We start from the raw sequence: 16082 nt of genomic DNA on the forward strand, positions 1-16082 counted from the left end.
GCGCCGGTCCCTACCCCGGCACCGGCCTCGGCACCGGCCTCGGCACCGGCCTCGGCTAGGCCAATCCCAACAGCTCCAGCACCCGGCCCACCGCCTCGATGATCGGCCGCCCGACCTCACCCGCGAGGGTCGCGATGCCCAGTACGGCCATCAGCGCCCCGTGCCGCGCCTCCGGGGCGCTCTCCGCGGAGACGATCACCGGCAGGTTGGTGTCGATGGTGCCCGCACCGGCCGGCGTGACCTGGGCACGGAGTTCCAGCAGCAGCCTCTCCAACTGCTGGATCGCTTCCTGGGGAGTGGCGGGCGCCGCCTGCGGACCGCCGATGGTCGGGGACTGGTTCTTGACGATGCCGATGTTGCCCGAGCCGTTCACGGTGACGCTGTCGCCGTAGTGGTACGAGCTGCTGCTGCTGCCGCTGTCCGTTGTCACTTCTTCACCACTCCGATGTTTCCCGAGCCGTTGATGTTGGCGGTGTCCCCGACGTGGACGTAGTGCCCGATGTTCACCGTCGGCTGGGCCACGTAGAGGGAGAACTCCGCCTCCGGATGCTCGATGGCGTCCACGATCCGCGCGACCAGCCTGCGCAGCTCGGCGCGGTCCGCGAGGGTCACGACCGCGGTGGGTGCACCGGCGGTCTCCACGCCCATGACATACAGGTCCGGCCGGTTCAGCCGGCGCACGAGGTACATGACGAGGATGCCCACGGGCACGATCGTGGCGATCACGCCCGGCGGGTTGCCGTCCGCGACGGACGCCGCGAAGAACACCAGCAGGAGGGCTATCCACGGCGCGTAGTCGGCGACGGCCTTCTTGCGGTCGGGACTGAGTACGTAGGTCTGCACCCGGACGATGTTGTGCAGCGGATAGACCGCCTCACCCACCCACAGCAGGCGGTTGCTGACCCGCAGCACAATGTCGAGCGCCTCGAAGTCCTCCCGCTGGGCCGGCGTCGGGGGCGGGGTCGGTGCCGGCACCCACAACGGCGTCGGCGGAAGCGACTCGGGCGGCTGTGGCGGCTGCGACGGAGGCGACGGAGGCGATGGCGATGGCGATGGCGGCGGCGCGGTCACGTCTTCACCACGCCCGCGTTGCCCACCCCGCCGTAGATGTTCACGCTGTCGCCGAGGTGGTAGCTCTTCAGGTTCAGCTCCACCCGGTCCATCCGGATGGAGAACTCCGCCTCCGGGTGCTCGATGGCGTGGACGACGTGCTGGACGACCACGCCCAGCTGGCTCTTGTCCCGCATCGTCACCAGCGCGATGGACCCGCTGGCGGTCTCCACGGCCAGGACGTGCAGGTCCGGCCTGGTCGCCTTGTAGATGAGCTGCGCCAGGAGGAAGAGCCCCGCGATGATCCCGAAGGTCAACACCACCTCCTGGGAGCTCGTGCTCTCCTCGTAGTTGCCGTAGCCGTCGTACGAGTAGCTCGGCTCGTCGATGACGAACTCCACCAGCACGTACAGCACCACGACCAGAGCGGCCCCCCACTTCAGGAACTGCACACCGGCCCTCGCCCGGTCGGGCGACAGGATCGAGGTGTGCACCCGGACGATGTTGTGCAAGGGGTAGGCGGCCGGCCCCACCCACAACAGCTTGCGACTGATGCGCAGGTCGACGCCGTACTTCCCCGCGCCCGGCGGCAGGGGCGGCAGCGGCGGCGCCTGCGAAGGCGGCTGCACGGGCGGCTGTGATGGCGGCTGTTGCGGCGGCGGCGGTGCCGCGACCCCGTTGGATTCCATGAACTCCCCCAGTTGACCGCGCAGTTGCATGACCACGCGGAGAACCATTAAGCACCCGGACCCCTCGCGATGTGAGCATCAATAATTCGCCAACTCGCAAGTATTTACTGGCTATTGGGGCCACTGGGACTGCCGGGGCCACCGGGCCGTCAGGGCCGCCTGCGGGCCGGGGTCATGGCCGCCGGCACGGCGGAGAGCAGGACCAGCACGCCGAGCGCGGCCACACCCGGCGCCGCCAGGTGGACCACGGTGATCCACCGCACGGGCCTGCCGTACAACCGGTCCCCCAGGACACGGCCCTCGGCCTTGAAATACACCTCGCCGGAGCTGTCGGGGTAGAACACATCCCCGTACGTGTACAGCGTGCCGGTCCGGGTCTTCCCGTCGGCAGTCCACTCGGCGCCCGCTGGTCCGCATGGCTGAATTACTCCCCGAGTGTCGCGCGTTCGTACCGCACCCGCGGCCACGCCGACAAGGTGGGCGGGTCGGGCGAGGCGGTTGCGGCACCGGGCCAGGAAAGCTGAGCTGTGCGGTCAGCGACGTTCCTACCGGTCGGTCACTACCTTCTCCTCACCTACCACCCCCACCGGACCCTTGGGAGAGCCGCCCCATGCGCATCCGAAGCTCAGCACTCGCCGCAGTGGCCGCCCTGGCCCTCTCGGCCGCGATCCCCACCACCACCGCCCAGGCCCAGCCTCAGGACCAGCCTCAGGACCAGGCCCAGGCCCGGCCCCAGGCCGCGGAGGCCGCCGCCCGGCCCGGCGACATCGTCAGCAGCGCGCCCTCCGCGTTCCACCCGCTGCCCGGCCAGCCCACCAACACCAAGGCCTGGAAGATCCACTACAACTCGACGACCGCCGACGGAGCCCCGAACGTGGTCTCCGGCACCGTCATCGTCCCGCAGGACGGCCGCACCGGCCCGCGTCCCCTGATCACCTACGCCGTCGGGACCGTCGGCATGGGCGACTCCTGCGCGCCGAGCAACAACCTCCCGTACGGCACCGCCATGGAGGCCAACCTCATCCAGCAGTACACCCTGCGCGGCTGGGCCGTGGTCGTCACCGACTACGAGGGCCTCGGCACCCCGGGCGTCCACACGTACACCGTCGGCCCCTCCGCCGGCCACGCGATGCTCGACGCCGCCCGCGCCGCGATCCGGCTCCCCGAAGCCGGGCTGCCCGCGGACACCCCGGTCGGCATCGTCGGGTACTCCCAGGGCGGCCAGGCCAGCAGCTGGGCCGCCGAGCTGCAGGGCTCGTACGCACCGGAGTTGCGGGTCAAGGGCACCGCGACGGGCGGAGTCCCGGCCGATCTGCTGAAGGTCGCCGACTTCAACGACGGCTCCTACGGCTCCGGCCTCATCTTCATGGCCGCCGCCGGCCAGGACGCGGCCTTCCCGGAGCTGAAGCTCGACTCCTACCTCAACCCGGCCGGGAAGCTCCTCGTGGGCGCCATGAAGGACAACTGCGTGGCCATCGACGCCATCGCCGGCTCCTTCAAGCGGATCTCCGACCTGACCACCCGCAACCCGCTCGCGCAGCCGGACTGGCAGGCCCGGCTGAACCAGAGCAAGCTCGGCCGCACCGCCCCGGCCGCGCCCGTGTTCCAGTACCACGCGCTCGCCGACGAGCTCATCCCGTACTCCGTCGGCAGCCGGCTGCGCTCCGACTGGTGCGCACGGGGCGCGAACCTCGAGTTCGACACCATCTGGATCGGCGAGCACGTCAGCGGCGTCATCACCCAGTCCCTCGCGGCGGGCAACTGGCTCGCCGACCGCTTCGCGGGCCGCACTCCGCGCCCCAACTGCTGACCCGCCGCACACCAGCGGACGGCCCGGCTGCCATGGCAGCCGGGCCGTCTCGCCTTCTCGCCTTCTCGCCTTCTCGCCTTCTCGCCTTCCCGTCAGCCGGTGACGTCGACGTAGTCCCCACTGCTGCTGCTCGCGAAGTGCGTGGTGCCGTCGTCGTGGAACCGGGCCTGCCAGGTGCCGTCCTGCTTGGCGGTGAACCTCCGGGTGAAGGAGCCGTCGGCGGCGGACGTGGTCGAACCCATGTAGGCGTAGGAGGTGCCGGTCCCGGCGGGCTTGAAGTAGAAGCGCACGGTCTTGGCCGCGTACGGCCGCCAGGTCGTGGCGGACGCGGCCCGCTGCTTGAGCGCGCCGGTGAGCGTGAGGTACTGGCCCTTGCGGACCGGCTCGGGCTTCGCGTTGAAGTCCGCGACGGCGGTCACGGTCCTGGTCAGACGGACGGGCTTCGAGGTCGACCCGTGGAGCTCGGGCGTGCCCGCGTACCGCAGTCGCCAGTAGCCGTCGACCGGCGCGTTCTCCAGCGCGGGCAGGCTGAAGTACTTGTTGATGACGGTGTCCACGGTCTTGCGGGTGGACCAGCCGGTGCGGCCGTCGGCCGAGTACTGGACTTCGACCTTGGCGGGGCCCGGGGCCGCCGAGGTGGCGTGCTGGGCGAGAAATGCCTGCCCGGACACCTTGCGGTCCCTGTCCACGCTCAGGGCGACGGGGTCGAAGGCGGTACCCGCCGTCACCGTGGCACCGAGTTCGACGTACGTGCGGTAGTCGTACCACTGCTGGTTGTAGCCGGCGGCGACGCTCCAGGTCGAGGACTTCAGGACCTTCCCGGCCTTGGTGAACCGACCCGTGGCATCGCTCGCGAACGCGAACAGCGAGCGGTTGTCGATCACCAGCCGCATCGGCGTGGCGATCGGCTTGCGCGTGCCGTCCGCGGCGGTGCGCGTGATGGTTCCGCTGACCGTGGCGTAGTTGCCGTACGGGGCCGTCACCGACCGGGAGCCTTCGTCCAGGGTGATGTTCACCGGCTGGCGCTCGACCCTGGGGCCGGCCTCCTGCGCGTCGCTGCCGTGTTCGGTGGAGGCGAACTCAAGCCAGATCCAGGCCGATTGCTCCGTACCCTTGAAGTTCACCGGCACGGAAAGGTGTCCGGCGGCGTCGGTGGACACCGTCTTGGACTGGCCTTCGAGGGTAACGATCACCTTCCTGCCGGCGAGCGGGGTGACCTTCCCGTCACGGGGATCGCGAGCGATCAGGTCGGCGGAGACGGTGGTGTCCAGGCTGTCGAGGGAGATCGTCTTGGACGTGGTCTGGTTCTCGAAGTCGGCGAGCGCGCGGTAGTCGAGTTCCGCCACGGCCTTGCGGAGGATCCGCTCGCCCTGGGTGCCCTTGTACTCGACGTCCACGGTGTAGAGGCCCAGGTCGGCGAATCTCAACGCATCGGACTTGTACGACACATCGCAGGACCGGCACCCCTCCGTGTACACGAAGTCCTTGACGGTCCGGATCCGGGTCTCGCTGCCCTTCTTGCGAAGGTGGGCGACGAGGCCGGGCATGGGCTCATCGGCCACGACCAGGATGCCGTCAGGACCCGCAGCGGCGTGGAGGGTGCCGACGGGATCCGCGGCCTGCGCGGTTCCGGATGCGAGCAGGGTGCCGAGAACGGCGGTGGCGGCGACGAGCGCCGCCGAGGTGAATCTCTTCAAGACGTCCCCCAGGAAGACAGCGGTGATCTCCTGGTGTGACTCCTCGGCCGGCACTCTGGTTGTACGCACGGTGCCACGAACTTGCGGGCCGGCCATGGCACATGCCCGGCCGCATGGTCCGCGCCCTCACTCCTCGGCGGGGCAGGAGCGGGTCCCGGAGGGCAGCCGGCCGTCGATCAGGAAGTGGTCCACGTACCCCTGCACGCAGCGCGAGGCGACGTACCCGGTGTGGCCGTCGCCCTTGTAGTCCAGGACCACGGTGTTGCCGAGCCGCTTCGCCGTCTCCTCCGTCCACTCGTACGGGGTGGCCGGGTCCCCGCGCGTGCCGACGAGCAGGATGCGCGGAATGCCGGCCGGGCGGTCGATCCCGCGGATGAAATCGGTGCCGGCGGGGCGCCCGTAGCAGGCCAGTACCGTCATCAGCTGGCGCGGCCCGAAGATCGGCGAGGCGGCGAGGAAGACCGGCTGGAGCTCTGCCAGCTCCCGCGCGACGGCCGCCGGGGAGTCCTTGGCGTCGCCCCGGTCCGGGTCGTCGGCGCAGTTCACGGCGACGAGCGCGGAAGTGGCGTTGTCGGCGGGCACGGCGACGGCGCCGGCGGCCTCCTCCCTGGGCGGAGGCGGCTCGTCCGGGCCGCCGAGCTGCATCAGCCCCACGGGGTCGCCGCCGCGCTCGACCAGTGCGAGCGCGTCCGCGAGGTCGGGCCAGGACTTCTGCGAGTACAGGGCGGCACCGATGGCGTCGGCCAGGTCCTGCCCGGTGAAGCGCAGCCCGCCCCCGCCGGTCAGCGGCTCCGCGTCCAGACGGGCGACGAGGGCCTGGACCTTCTCCCTGGCGGTACGGGTGTTCGTACCGTAGACACAGCCCTGCTGGTGGGCGCACCAGACGAGGAAGTTGTCGAGCGCCCGCTGCTGGCCGACCGCCGACAGCAGGGCCTGCTCGCCGAGCGGCTCGGTGAGGGTGTCGACCCCGTCGAGGACCATCCGGCCGGTGCGGCGCGGGAACAGCGCGGCGTAGACCGCACCGAGGCGCGTGCCGTAGGAGAAGCCGAGGAAGTCGAGCTTGTCCTCCCCGAGGGCCCGGCGCAGCAAGTCCATGTCGCGGGCCACGCTGACGGTGCCGATGTACGGGAGCACCGGGCCGGAGTCCAGCGCGCAGCGCTTGGCGACGGCGCGCAGGTCGGCGAGCTGGGCGGCGGGCCCGTCGGGGGCCGCGCCCGCCTCCGGGGCTCCCCCTCCGCAGGTGACGGGGGCGCTGTGGCCGACGCCGCGGGGGTCGAAGGCGACGAGGTCGTAGCGCTTGTTGAGCTCCGCGAAGGCATGGGGGTCGGCGGCGAGGGTGGAGACTCCGGGGGCGCCGGGACCGCCGAAGTTCAGCACGAGGGAGCCGATCCGCTTGCGGGCGGGCCCGGTGGCGGGAAGCGTGGCGACGGCGATCCTGACCGTCGCCTGGCCTTGGCCCTTGGACTTGGCTCGGCCCTTGTCCTTGGCCTGGGCCTGGCCCTTGTCCTTGTCCTTGGCCTGGGCCTGGCCCTTGTCCTTGGCCTGGGCCTGGCCCTTGGCTTTGGCCTCGGCCTGCCCCTTGGCCTCGTAGTCGAGCGGCACGGTGAGGGTGCCGCACCGCATGCCCGCGGGCACGGGCTTCTCGGGGCACGCGCCCCACTGGATCGCCACGGCGGCGGGCGCCGGGGTTGCCGGCACGGCTCCGGGCACGGCGGCGAGCAGCGCCCCGGCCAGAGCGGTTCCTACGACCCCGGCGCCTATCCGGGTACGAGCCCGGGACAGCGAGCGGGGGCCGCAGCCGACACGGGAACGGCAGCGGGAACGGGCACGGGAACGGGCACGGTGCACTGCACCCTCCTCGGGCGACCCCCCGGACCGGTCGGCTCACGATAAGCAGACCCCGCCGACGCCGCCCCGGCCGCTGCGGAGCGGTCGGGGCGGCGCGGGCCCGGTCCTGTCACCGACGGTCCTTGCGGGGCCGGGCCGGCGGGGCGGCGCGCCCCGGCCGCGAGCGGCGGTCGCCCAGGGGGCCGCGCGGGTGACGGCGCCCGGAAGGAGCCCCTGTCGCCCCGATCGCGTGCGCGAGCCGTCACGCGGGTTCGACGGGCAGCCACAGCTCGCAGGTCGCGGTGCTGAAGTCGTCCGCCCGGTCGAGGACCGCGACGATCGAGGGGCCGGGCCGCAGGCGCCACGGGTTGGAGGGGAACCACTCTGTCGCGGTCGCGGCCCAGACCGTCTGCAGGGCCTGCGGATGCGGCCCGGCGGTGCGGAAGACCGCCCACCTGCCGGCCGGCACCTCGATGGCGTCGAGGTCGTCGGGGGCGGGTGTGGACCGGGAGACGGCGACTCCGTGCAGGTACGTCAGTTCGCTCCCCTCCGTGGCGTCGGGGTCGACGTCGTCGGAGACCTGCAGCAGGCCCGGCGGCTCGGTATCGCCGAGCTCCTTCAGCCGGAGGTGCTCGGTGTACGGCAGTGCGGTGATGTGCTGCTGGATGTGCGGGTTGACGCCCTGGTGGACGAGCGGAACGCGGGCCGCGTGTCCGACGAGCCGGAACGCGGGGCGGTCGACGAGGCGGGTGTCCATGGGGATGCTCCCTTCGACGGTCAGGCGGATCCTGAGCCGGGGTTGTGTGCGCAGGGGGCCTCCGTCCCGGCGCACGTCGCTGAGCCCGGCGCCGTGGACGGCGCGGAACGCCCGTCCAAACGCCTCCGTCGAGCCGTATCCGTGCCGGACGGCGATGCTCAGCAGATCGTCCTCGCCCCGGACCACGTCGGCGGCGGCCACGGTCATGCGGCGCCGGCGCACGTACTCCGACAGCGGCATGCCGGTCAGCGAGGAGAACATGCGGCGCAGGTGGTACTCGGTCGTGCCGAGCCCCCCGGCCAGTCCGCGGACGTCGAGCTCCCCGGGGTGCTCCGCGTCGGGGTGCTCCACGACGAGGAGCTCCTCCACGAGGTCGACCAGCCGGTTGAGTGCCGAGATCACGAGGCCTCCTTTCGGTGTCCACCCTGCCCGGAGCCGCCCCGGCCGGACCCGATCGCCGCGATCCGATCCGGTCATCCGCCGGAGCGGACGCGGAGCCCACGCGGCGGGGTCGGGCCCCGTCGGCCCTCAGGAGGACCGGTACAGCGCGTCGATCTCCCGCGCGTAGTCCCGCACGATCACGCCCCGCTTCAGCTTCAGCGAGGGCGTCAGGTGCCCCCGCTCCTCGGTGAAGTCCCCCGCCAGTACCGTGAACCGGCGGATCGACTCCGCCCGGGACACCAGCCGGTTCGCCTCGTCGACCGCCCGCTGGAGGTCCGCCCGCAGGTCCTCGTCCGCGACCAGCTCCCTGATCGGCACGCCCACCTTCTTGTGCATCTGCCGCCAGTGCTGGAGCCCTTCCGGTTCCAGGGTGATCAGCGCGGTGACGTAGGGCCGGTTGTCGCCGACCACGATGCACTGGCCGACCAGCGGATGGGCGCGCAGCCAGTCCTCCAGGGGCGCCGGGGCCACGTTCTTGCCGCCCGAGGTGATGATCACGTCCTTCTTCCGCCCGGTGATCGTCAGGTATCCGTCGGCGTCGAGCTCCCCGATGTCCCCCGTGTACAGCCACTGTTCCCCGCCGACCGCGATGCCGCTGTTCCAGTACCCCGCGAACACGTGCGGGCCCCGCAGCAGCACCTCCCCGTCGTCCGCGATCCGTACGGCCGTCCCCGGCAGCGGCCACCCCACCGTGCCCAGCCGGGGCCGCAGCGGCGGGGTGACGGTCGCGGCCGCGGTCGTCTCCGTGAGCCCGTAGCCCTCGAAGACCTCGATGCCCGCGCCCGTGTAGAAGGCGGCGAGGCGCCGGCCGAGCGGGGAGCCGCCGCTGAGGATGTACCGGACGCGCCCGCCCAGTGCGGCCCGGATCCGCCGGTACACGAGCGGTTCGTACAGGGCCCGGCCCATCCGCAGGCCCAGCCCCGGCCGCTTGCCCTCCACGACCGCGACCTCGCCGAGGCGGCGCGCGATCCGAGCCGCCCGGTCGAAGGAGGAGGCCCGGCCCATCTTCTCGGCCGTCGCGCGCGCGGTGTTGTAGACCTTCTCCAGGACGTACGGGATCGCCAGCAGGAACGTCGGCCGGAAGCCGGCCAGGTCGGCCAGGAGGTCCTCGCTGCTGATGCTCGGCGCGTGGCCCAGCTTCACCCGCGCCCGCATGCACCCGACGGCCACCATCCGTCCGAAGACGTGCGACAGCGGCAGGAAGAGCAGGGTCGAGGCCGGGTCCTTGCTGACCGACTTGAAGACGGGGTGCAGCAGCTCCACCGAATTGTCCACCTCGGCGAAGAAGTTGGCGTGCGTCAGCACGCACCCCTTGGGCTGTCCGGTCGTCCCGGAGGTGTAGATCAGCGTCGCGACGGACTCCGGCGCGCATCCGGCCCGCCGGGCCGCAACGACCTCGTCGGGCACCTGCTCCCCGGCCTTGACCAGCCGGGCCACGGCGCCCGTGTCGAACTCCCAGAGGTGGCGCAGCCAGGGCAGGTTGGCCCGCTCCGAGCTGATGATCCGCGCCTGCACGGTGTCCTCCACGGCGCAGGCCACGGCGCCCGAGTCCTGGATGATCCAGCGCGCCTGGATCGCGGAGGAGGTCGGGTAGACCGGTACGGTGATCAGCCCGGCCGCCCAGCCCGCGAAGTCCAGCAGGGTCCACTCGTAGGTGGTCCTCGCCATGATGGCCAGCCGGTCGCCGGGGCGCAGGCCTTCGGCGATCAGCCCCTTCGCGACGGCGAGCACCTCCGCGGCGAACTCGGCGGCGGTGACGTCCCGCCAGGTCCCGTCCCGCTCCTTGCGGGCGAGTACGGGCTCCCTCGGCGCCTCCCGCGCATTGTCGAAGGGGATGTCCCCGAGGGACCCGTGGACCGGCACGGGGGCGAGCGGGGGCACCCACACCTCGCGGACCCGGCCCTCGATCACGGTCTTGACGGGCTCGACGGGCTTGAGCGGCTGGACTGGCTTGACGACCCTCACCAGGCTCGATTCGGCGGTCACGGCGTGCCTCCCTGGCAGGACGGAGTGTTACCGCCGGTAATTTACTTAGCGGTAACCACCCTGAACACCCCTGTGCCCGCCTTTTCACCGATGCTCCACGCCACGCCACCCGCACCCCCACCCCATGCTCACGGCTCCGCCCCCGGTGCACGTGGCCACCACGGAGCTGGGCTACCTCGGCGACACCTTCGCCCGCCCCTCCGGCGAAGCCCTCCCCTGGGTCGCGGAGGACGCCGAACCCAACGCGGACATGTGGGCCACCCCGGACCAGTCGCGCGCGGACGTCATCGGCCTCTACCACCGCGCGTGGGCGCACGCGGACGCGACGCTCGAAGCCCTCCCCCTGGACACGATCGGCACGGTCCCGTGGTGGCCGAAGGGCGACAACGAGGTGACCCTCCACCACGCCGTGATCCGCGTCGCCTCAGACACCCACCGGCACGCCGGCCACGCCGACATCCTCCGCGAACTCCTGGACGGCACCACAGGCATGCAGCCGACCAACCCCGGCCTCCCCCAAACCGACCCGGCCTGGTGGCAGGCCCACCACGCCCGACTGGACCAGGCGGCCCGGGAGGCCTGAGGAGGCCCGGGTCCAACGGGTCCAACGGGTCCAACGGGTCCAGCCTCAGCCGTACGGGTTGAGCGCCCAGAAGCGGACGGTGTCGCTGCGGCGGTCGAAGTCATCCCAGTGGCCCCCCTGCCGCAGGACCCACCAGATGGGCAGAACGGCCATCCCCGCCGCCGCCACGATCCACTTGCGCCGATCCAACACGACTCCCCCGTCCCCGACTTCGGGGGCAGCCTATCCGGCTCGAACAGCTCGCCCCCGGGCCGCGCGCGCAGGGTCCTCGCACCGCGCCCGATCGTCTGTCACACGCCTGTGACGCGGACTGGACTATTCCGCACACACAAGATCACTAATTTTCTGTCTGCAGCCAACAGCCCGAACTCAACGGCCTCCACCGGAAGAGACCACGGCATACGGCTCTCCTTCACTCACAGCCATGCTCCAAGGAGTCGTCATGCGTACCGCCCTCCGCGCCACCACCACCGCCCTCGCCCTCATCGGCGCGGTGATCGCCGCCCCCGCCGCGGCGTTCGCGGCCTCTTCCCCGGCCCCGGCCCAGCAGACCTCCCCCGACCGCAACCTGGTCGTCGCCGAGAACTGCATCAAGAGCCAGATCATCCCGTCCCTCTTCGACGGCCTGACCGTCAAGCTGACCAACAGCGCCCACACCGGCGCCAAGGCCCAGCTGCGCGACGAGAACGGCAAGGTCCTGGCCACGGTCGACCAGTCCAAGCCCGTGGACCTGTCCAGCGGCCTGAAGATCGACGGCGTGCTCTCCACCGCGCCCGTCTTCAAGCAGCGCACCCAGGGCGGCAGCTCCCCGTGGACCGCCACCGCGTTCCCGAAGCTGCCCAAGGAGTGCAACACCGCCGGCAGCCTCTACTCCACCACGACGTTCGGCGGCCTGACCGTCAAGACCTACAAGGCCGGCCCGCAGAAGTTCAGCTCGCACATCATCGAGAACGGCAAGCGCGTCGGCTTCCTGCACCCGGCGGCCACCGCCTACCAGGACGTCCGCAAGGTCGGCCAGCGCTACGTCCGCCTCACCATCGACGGCGAGATCCACAGCTGGACCGGCGCCACCACCGTCTCCCCCAAGCTCGGCGTCTACAAGGTCGCCGGCGGCACCAAGGTACGCCTGGTCAAGAAGGACGGCCTGTACGGCGTCCAGATGACCTCGCACGGCAGCTGGAGCAACTGGACCTACTACGCCAAGGGCAAGTCCGTCATCCTCCAGGACAACAACACCATCATCGTCCTGAACGCGAACGGCACCATCTCCAACTTCGTCTACGGCTTCGCCCGCCAGACCGCCCCGGTCTGGAACAACGCCTGACCATCGGCCGACCGGGTACCCATCCGGTCGGCTACGGCTCCGCCCGGACCTCTCCGGTCACGTACGCGGCGTCCCGCAGCAGTTCCTCGAGCGGCTGCGGTCGTGCGGCCCATTCTTCCCGCGCCCACTGGCAGCGGGAGCACGCGGACCGGCGCCGGTTCGGGCCACGGTCGCCATCGGCGGCTGCGCCGGGAATCGCCTTGCCCGGGGGCCACGGCCCTCGGATGATCTCCGCATGGACGATACTCCGCACCAACTCCCCTCCGACCTGCCCGTGTTGCGCGCCAAGGCGGCCGCCGCGGGCTTCACCCTGTCCTGCGAGGACCGTACGGGCAGCCTCCTGGCGGCGCTCGCCGCCGGTCGGCCCGGGGGCCGGATCCTTGAACTCGGCACCGGTGCGGGCGAGGGCGCCGCCTGGCTCCTCAGCGGCATGGACCCGGCCTCCCGCCTGACCACCGTCGAGCTCGACGCCACCGTCCAGGCCATCGCCCGGGAACAGCTGGGCACCGACCCGCGGGTGACCTTCGTGGCCGGGGACGGCGGCAGGTGGCTGGAGGACTTCGACGGGGCGCCCTTCGACCTCGTCTTCGCGGACACCTGGCCGGGCAAGTTCACGCACCTCGACCGGGCCCTGGAACTGGTGGCTCCCGGCGGGACCTACCTGATCGACGACCTCCTCCCCCAGCCCGGGTGGCCGCAGGATCACCAGGCCTCCGTCGAACGCCTCCTGGCCGAGCTGGCCGCCCGCGAGGACTTCCGGTGCGTGCGCCTGGCCTGGGCGAGCGGACTGCTGATGGCGGTACGGGCGTCCTGACAAGACCGCAGCCCCCGCCCGGACGGGGGCGGGGGCTGCGGCGGTTGGGCGGCGGGGCTCAGGCGGTGACGAGCACCTTCGCCGGGTCGGTGTCCGTGGCGTCGGACTCGGCCTGGCCCCCGGCCGGGGCCGGGTCGTCCAGGAGGGAGGAGGAGGCGGTCGCGTAGGCCGCCTTGTCCAGGATTCCCTCGCGGGCCGCGACGATGACCGGGACCAGCGCCTGCCCGGCCACGTTCGTGGCGGTGCGCATCATGTCCAGGATCGGGTCGATCGCCATCAGCAGGCCCACGCCCTCCAGCGGGAGGCCCAGCGTGGACAGGGTCAGGGTCAGCATGACCGTGGCGCCCGTCAGGCCGGCCGTCGCGGCGGAGCCGATGACCGAGACGAAGGCGATGAGGAGGTAGTCGGTGATGCCGAGCTGCACACCGAAGATCTCCGCGATGAAGATCGCGGCGAGCGCCGGGTAGATCGCGGCGCAGCCGTCCATCTTCGTGGTGGCGCCGAACGGGACGGCGAAGGAGGCGTACTCCTTCGGGACGCCGAGGCGCTCGGTGACCTTCTGGGTGACCGGCATGGTGCCGACCGAGGAGCGGGAGACGAAGGCCAGCTGGATGGCCGGCCAGGCGCCCTTGAAGAACTGGAGCGGGTTGACCTTGGCGACGGTCCACAGGAGCAGCGGGTAGACGCCGAACATCACGAGCGCGGAGCCGACGTACACGTCCACCGTGAAGGTGGCGTACTTGCCGAGCAGGTCCCAGCCGTACGTGGCGATCGCGGTGCCGATGAGACCGACGGTGCCGATCGGGGCGAGGCGGATGACCCACCACAGGGCCTTCTGGAGCAGCTCCAGCACGGACTCGGCGAGGCTGAGCACCGGCTGGGCCTTGGCGCCGAGCTGGAGGGCGGCGATGCCGGCGACGGCGGCGAGGAAGACGATCTGCAGGACGTTCAGCTCGGTGAACGGCGTGATGATGTCGGTCGGCACGATGCCGGTCAGGAAGTCCAGCCAGGAACCTTCGCGCTTCGGCAGCTTGCCGTCCTGCGGGGTGAGGCCGGTGCCGGAGCCCGGGTTGGTGAGCAAGCCGATGGCGAGGCCGATGGCCACCGCGATCAGCGACGTGATCATGAACCAGAGCAGCGTGCGCGAGGCGAGCCGCGCGGCGTTGTTCACCTTCCGGAGGTTGGTGATCGACACCAGGATGGCGAAGAAGACGAGCGGGGCGACGGCCAGCTTCAGGAGCTGGACGAATATGTCGCCTATCTGCTCCAGGGTCGTACCGAGCCAGCTGATCTCCTGGCTGCGGGAGAGCCAGCCGAGCAGCACGCCGAGCACGAGGCCGGTGACGATCTGGGCCCAGAAGGGGAACGAGAAGGAGGACTTCTTCGCCGGGGCGGGGGCCTCGGCGGCAGGGGTCTGCGGTGACGCGGACACGGACACTCTCCGGGTGGTTCTGCGGTTTCTGCGGTGGGGTGGTGGTGCGGTGCGGCAGCACCCGGAAAAGCGAAGAGCCGGGCGGGCGGGACCGCTGCTGTGCCAGAGCTGGTCGCGGAACTGGTCGCGGGACTCAGCGACAACAGCAACAGGCCGCGGACGCGCGGCGGCAGAGGTCGACGTGCAGGCGCGCCACGAGCGGAACGCTCGTGATCGTCTGGTGCGCTGCTGTCGTCAACATGTTGTACACGCTAACACTTCACCTTTGGGAATCTCAAAGTCTCCCTTTGGGTCGGCGGCCGCCGGAAGCGGGCCCCGGGCCCCGGCGAAATCCGCCAACTCCCCGTAGAACGCCGAAAGCCCCGGCGTCACGGGTGGCGAACCCGGAGCCGAGGCATTTCGGTGTGTGATGAAGCTAACTGGTCCGGTCCTACTGGCCGGCGCGCGCGGCCTCTTCGACCGCGTCGTCCTCCTGGCTGCGGTTCGCGGCGAGCTTGTCCTTCGCGCCCGCGACGCGTCCGGCGATGACCGCGGACATCTCGTCGCGCTGCTTGCGCAGCAGGATGAAGGAGAGCGGGGCGGAGAGCACGAGGGCGAGCAGCACGACCCAGGCGGGGTTGGCGTCACCGAGACCGGAGGGCACCCAGCCCAGCCGGACCAGACCTGCGACGAGGACGAGGCACCCGACGAAGATCCCCAGGCGCATCGCGGTGTAACGGATCGTCGCGCTCGGCTTGAGGGACACGGTGACCCCTTCTCTCTCGTCGTCCTACAGCGGTACGTGCCCGTCCAGTGAAGCACGCCCGGGCTACGGCCAAGGGCGCCGGGGGGCTTCGGCGGGACCGCGAAGCCGGCCCCCGGACCCTCGCCGCTAGGAGATGCGGACGTACGACCAGTTCGTGGCCTTGCCGACCTGCGACCTGTTGTCGAAGCCGCCCTTGCCGTTGCCCCGGTTCAGCCAGGCGCGGCCGTCCTTGCGAGCGATCCGGCGATCCGGTGGCCCCGTTGCGCCGGACTGTTCGAACAGATCAGGCGCAGGGTATAGCAGCCAAGATCGTCCCGACTCCCGTGCGAACCACCTAATGCAGCGGCAGAAGCATCGTGATGTCGTCGCGGTCGTCGCCCGGGGCCACGCGGACGGCGTCGGGCACCCGGCCTACCTCCTTGTAGCCGCAGGCGGCGTAGAAGTGCTCCAGGCCCAGCCCGCCCCGGCAGCCGAGGCGGATCGCCTCGATGCCCTCCATCGTGCGGGCGGCGTCCGCGACGGCGTCCATCAGCGCGCGGCCGGCGCCGTGCCCCTGGAGGGCGGGGTCGACCATGACGGTGTAGACCCAGGCCCAGTGCTTCTGCAGCCGGTGCTCGTTGGGGGCGATGACGGCGGTGGCGCGCACCCGCCCGGCGGCGTCGCGCCCGACGAGCAGGCGGCTGCGGCCCTCGGCGGCCGCGGCGAGGTGCTTGTCCACGTCGGGGCGAATGTCCTCGACGGCGACGGGCGGTACGAAGCCCACCGCCCCGCCGGCATTGGACACGTCGGTCCAGAGCGCGGCGAAGTCTTCGGCCAGGGCGGGGTCGACGACCGGGTCGAGGGTGAAAGTAAGGGTCATGGAGCTAGATTAGCTATTACGCACCGGGGTGCGCAAAGGGCCCCTGCCATCCCATGGGGAGGACCGGG

The 16082-nt window shown here is 71.4% G+C and carries 16 protein-coding genes and 1 pseudogene; 4 read left to right on the top strand and 13 right to left on the bottom strand.

What is annotated here, in order from left to right; genetic code table 11:
- Positions 1–55: 55 nt before the first annotated feature.
- The 4 genes from ACFWBW_RS18475 to ACFWBW_RS18490 all read right to left on the bottom strand — a co-directional run bounded on the left by ACFWBW_RS18475 (position 56) and on the right by ACFWBW_RS18490 (position 2206).
- Positions 56–430 (bottom strand): hypothetical protein, encoded by a 375-nt coding sequence (locus ACFWBW_RS18475; RefSeq protein WP_385373661.1) that lies wholly within the window; start codon positions 428–430, stop codon positions 56–58.
- Positions 427–975, bottom strand: coding sequence for a DUF6232 family protein (locus tag ACFWBW_RS18480; RefSeq protein WP_385373663.1), 549 nt, complete (start codon positions 973–975; stop codon positions 427–429). The genes ACFWBW_RS18475 and ACFWBW_RS18480 overlap by 4 nt, the downstream gene beginning before the upstream one ends.
- A 92-nt stretch (positions 976–1067) precedes the next feature.
- Positions 1068–1769, bottom strand: coding sequence for a DUF6232 family protein (locus ACFWBW_RS18485; protein WP_385373811.1), 702 nt, complete (start codon positions 1767–1769; stop codon positions 1068–1070).
- 119 nt (positions 1770–1888) lie between these two features.
- Positions 1889–2206 carry a hypothetical protein gene (locus ACFWBW_RS18490; protein ID WP_385373665.1) on the bottom strand — a complete coding sequence of 106 codons (318 nt, stop codon included), beginning with the start codon at positions 2204–2206 and terminating at the stop codon, positions 1889–1891.
- A 143-nt stretch (positions 2207–2349) separates the two neighbouring features.
- On the opposite strand from ACFWBW_RS18490, the gene ACFWBW_RS18495 reads away from it, so the two are divergent.
- The gene (locus tag ACFWBW_RS18495) at positions 2350–3549 is read left to right on the top strand and encodes a lipase family protein (protein ID WP_385373667.1); all 1200 of its coding nucleotides are present in this window, start codon (positions 2350–2352) and stop codon (positions 3547–3549) included.
- A gap of 92 nt (positions 3550–3641) precedes the next feature.
- Here ACFWBW_RS18495 and ACFWBW_RS18500 read toward each other — a convergent pair whose 3' ends face one another.
- The 4 genes from ACFWBW_RS18500 to ACFWBW_RS18515 all read right to left on the bottom strand — a co-directional run bounded on the left by ACFWBW_RS18500 (position 3642) and on the right by ACFWBW_RS18515 (position 10257).
- Entirely contained in the window at positions 3642–5315 is a 1674-nt protein-coding gene (locus tag ACFWBW_RS18500; RefSeq protein WP_385373669.1) for a hypothetical protein, read from the bottom strand.
- 57 nt (positions 5316–5372) lie between these two features.
- The gene (locus ACFWBW_RS18505) at positions 5373–7094 is read right to left on the bottom strand and encodes an alpha/beta fold hydrolase (protein WP_385373671.1); all 1722 of its coding nucleotides are present in this window, start codon (positions 7092–7094) and stop codon (positions 5373–5375) included.
- A 241-nt stretch (positions 7095–7335) separates the two neighbouring features.
- The gene (locus ACFWBW_RS18510; RefSeq protein WP_385373673.1) at positions 7336–8232 is read right to left on the bottom strand and encodes a GyrI-like domain-containing protein; all 897 of its coding nucleotides are present in this window, start codon (positions 8230–8232) and stop codon (positions 7336–7338) included.
- Between the two features lie 126 nt (positions 8233–8358).
- Positions 8359–10257, bottom strand: a complete 1899-nt coding sequence (locus ACFWBW_RS18515; RefSeq protein WP_385373675.1) for an AMP-dependent synthetase/ligase — start codon at positions 10255–10257, stop codon at positions 8359–8361.
- A 148-nt stretch (positions 10258–10405) separates the two neighbouring features.
- Between ACFWBW_RS18515 and ACFWBW_RS18520 the strand changes: the two are divergent.
- Positions 10406–10840, top strand: a pseudogene (locus ACFWBW_RS18520) (DUF664 domain-containing protein); the annotation flags it as partial.
- A 45-nt stretch (positions 10841–10885) separates the two neighbouring features.
- On the opposite strand, the gene ACFWBW_RS18525 reads toward ACFWBW_RS18520, so the two are convergent.
- Positions 10886–11029 (bottom strand): hypothetical protein, encoded by a 144-nt coding sequence (locus ACFWBW_RS18525; protein ID WP_385373677.1) that lies wholly within the window; start codon positions 11027–11029, stop codon positions 10886–10888.
- A 253-nt stretch (positions 11030–11282) separates the two neighbouring features.
- On the opposite strand from ACFWBW_RS18525, the gene ACFWBW_RS18530 reads away from it, so the two are divergent.
- Both ACFWBW_RS18530 and ACFWBW_RS18535 read left to right on the top strand, forming a co-directional pair.
- Positions 11283–12164 (top strand): hypothetical protein, encoded by an 882-nt coding sequence (locus tag ACFWBW_RS18530; RefSeq protein WP_385373679.1) that lies wholly within the window; start codon positions 11283–11285, stop codon positions 12162–12164.
- Positions 12165–12399: 235 nt separating this feature from the next.
- Positions 12400–12978: an O-methyltransferase gene (locus ACFWBW_RS18535; RefSeq protein WP_385373681.1), complete on the top strand. Its 579-nt coding sequence runs from the start codon at positions 12400–12402 to the stop codon at positions 12976–12978.
- Between the two features lie 58 nt (positions 12979–13036).
- Here the strand turns inward: ACFWBW_RS18535 and ACFWBW_RS18540 are convergent, their stop codons facing one another.
- The 4 genes from ACFWBW_RS18540 to ACFWBW_RS18555 all read right to left on the bottom strand — a co-directional run bounded on the left by ACFWBW_RS18540 (position 13037) and on the right by ACFWBW_RS18555 (position 16014).
- A complete protein-coding gene (locus tag ACFWBW_RS18540) occupies positions 13037–14410 on the bottom strand; it encodes a dicarboxylate/amino acid:cation symporter (RefSeq protein WP_385373683.1) in 1374 nt (457 codons plus the stop codon).
- A 133-nt stretch (positions 14411–14543) separates the two neighbouring features.
- The gene (locus ACFWBW_RS18545; RefSeq protein WP_356510414.1) at positions 14544–14651 is read right to left on the bottom strand and encodes a putative leader peptide; all 108 of its coding nucleotides are present in this window, start codon (positions 14649–14651) and stop codon (positions 14544–14546) included.
- A 189-nt stretch (positions 14652–14840) separates the two neighbouring features.
- Positions 14841–15116, bottom strand: a complete 276-nt coding sequence (locus tag ACFWBW_RS18550) for a DUF4229 domain-containing protein (RefSeq protein ID WP_385373813.1) — start codon at positions 15114–15116, stop codon at positions 14841–14843.
- 373 nt (positions 15117–15489) lie between these two features.
- Positions 15490–16014 carry a GNAT family N-acetyltransferase gene (locus tag ACFWBW_RS18555; protein WP_385373685.1) on the bottom strand — a complete coding sequence of 175 codons (525 nt, stop codon included), beginning with the start codon at positions 16012–16014 and terminating at the stop codon, positions 15490–15492.
- Positions 16015–16082: the final 68 nt, after the last annotated feature.

Source organism: Streptomyces sp. NPDC059957, assembly GCF_042730015.1.
Lineage (GTDB): Bacteria > Actinomycetota > Actinomycetes > Streptomycetales > Streptomycetaceae > Streptomyces.

Bases quoted from the DNA above. Each gene is read 5' to 3' on its own strand.
- ACFWBW_RS18530 (WP_385373679.1), top strand. From the start codon at position 11,283: ATGCGTACCGCCCTCCGCGCCACCACCACCGCCCTCGCCCTCATCGGC.
- ACFWBW_RS18555 (WP_385373685.1), bottom strand. From the start codon at position 16,014: ATGACCCTTACTTTCACCCTCGACCCGGTCGTCGACCCCGCCCTGGCC.
- ACFWBW_RS18550 (WP_385373813.1), bottom strand. From the start codon at position 15,116: ATGCGCCTGGGGATCTTCGTCGGGTGCCTCGTCCTCGTCGCAGGTCTG.
- ACFWBW_RS18485 (WP_385373811.1), bottom strand. From the start codon at position 1,769: ATGCAACTGCGCGGTCAACTGGGGGAGTTCATGGAATCCAACGGGGTC.
- ACFWBW_RS18535 (WP_385373681.1), top strand. From the start codon at position 12,400: ATGGACGATACTCCGCACCAACTCCCCTCCGACCTGCCCGTGTTGCGC.
- ACFWBW_RS18545 (WP_356510414.1), bottom strand. From the start codon at position 14,651: ATGTTGACGACAGCAGCGCACCAGACGATCACGAGCGTTCCGCTCGTG.
- ACFWBW_RS18495 (WP_385373667.1), top strand. From the start codon at position 2,350: ATGCGCATCCGAAGCTCAGCACTCGCCGCAGTGGCCGCCCTGGCCCTC.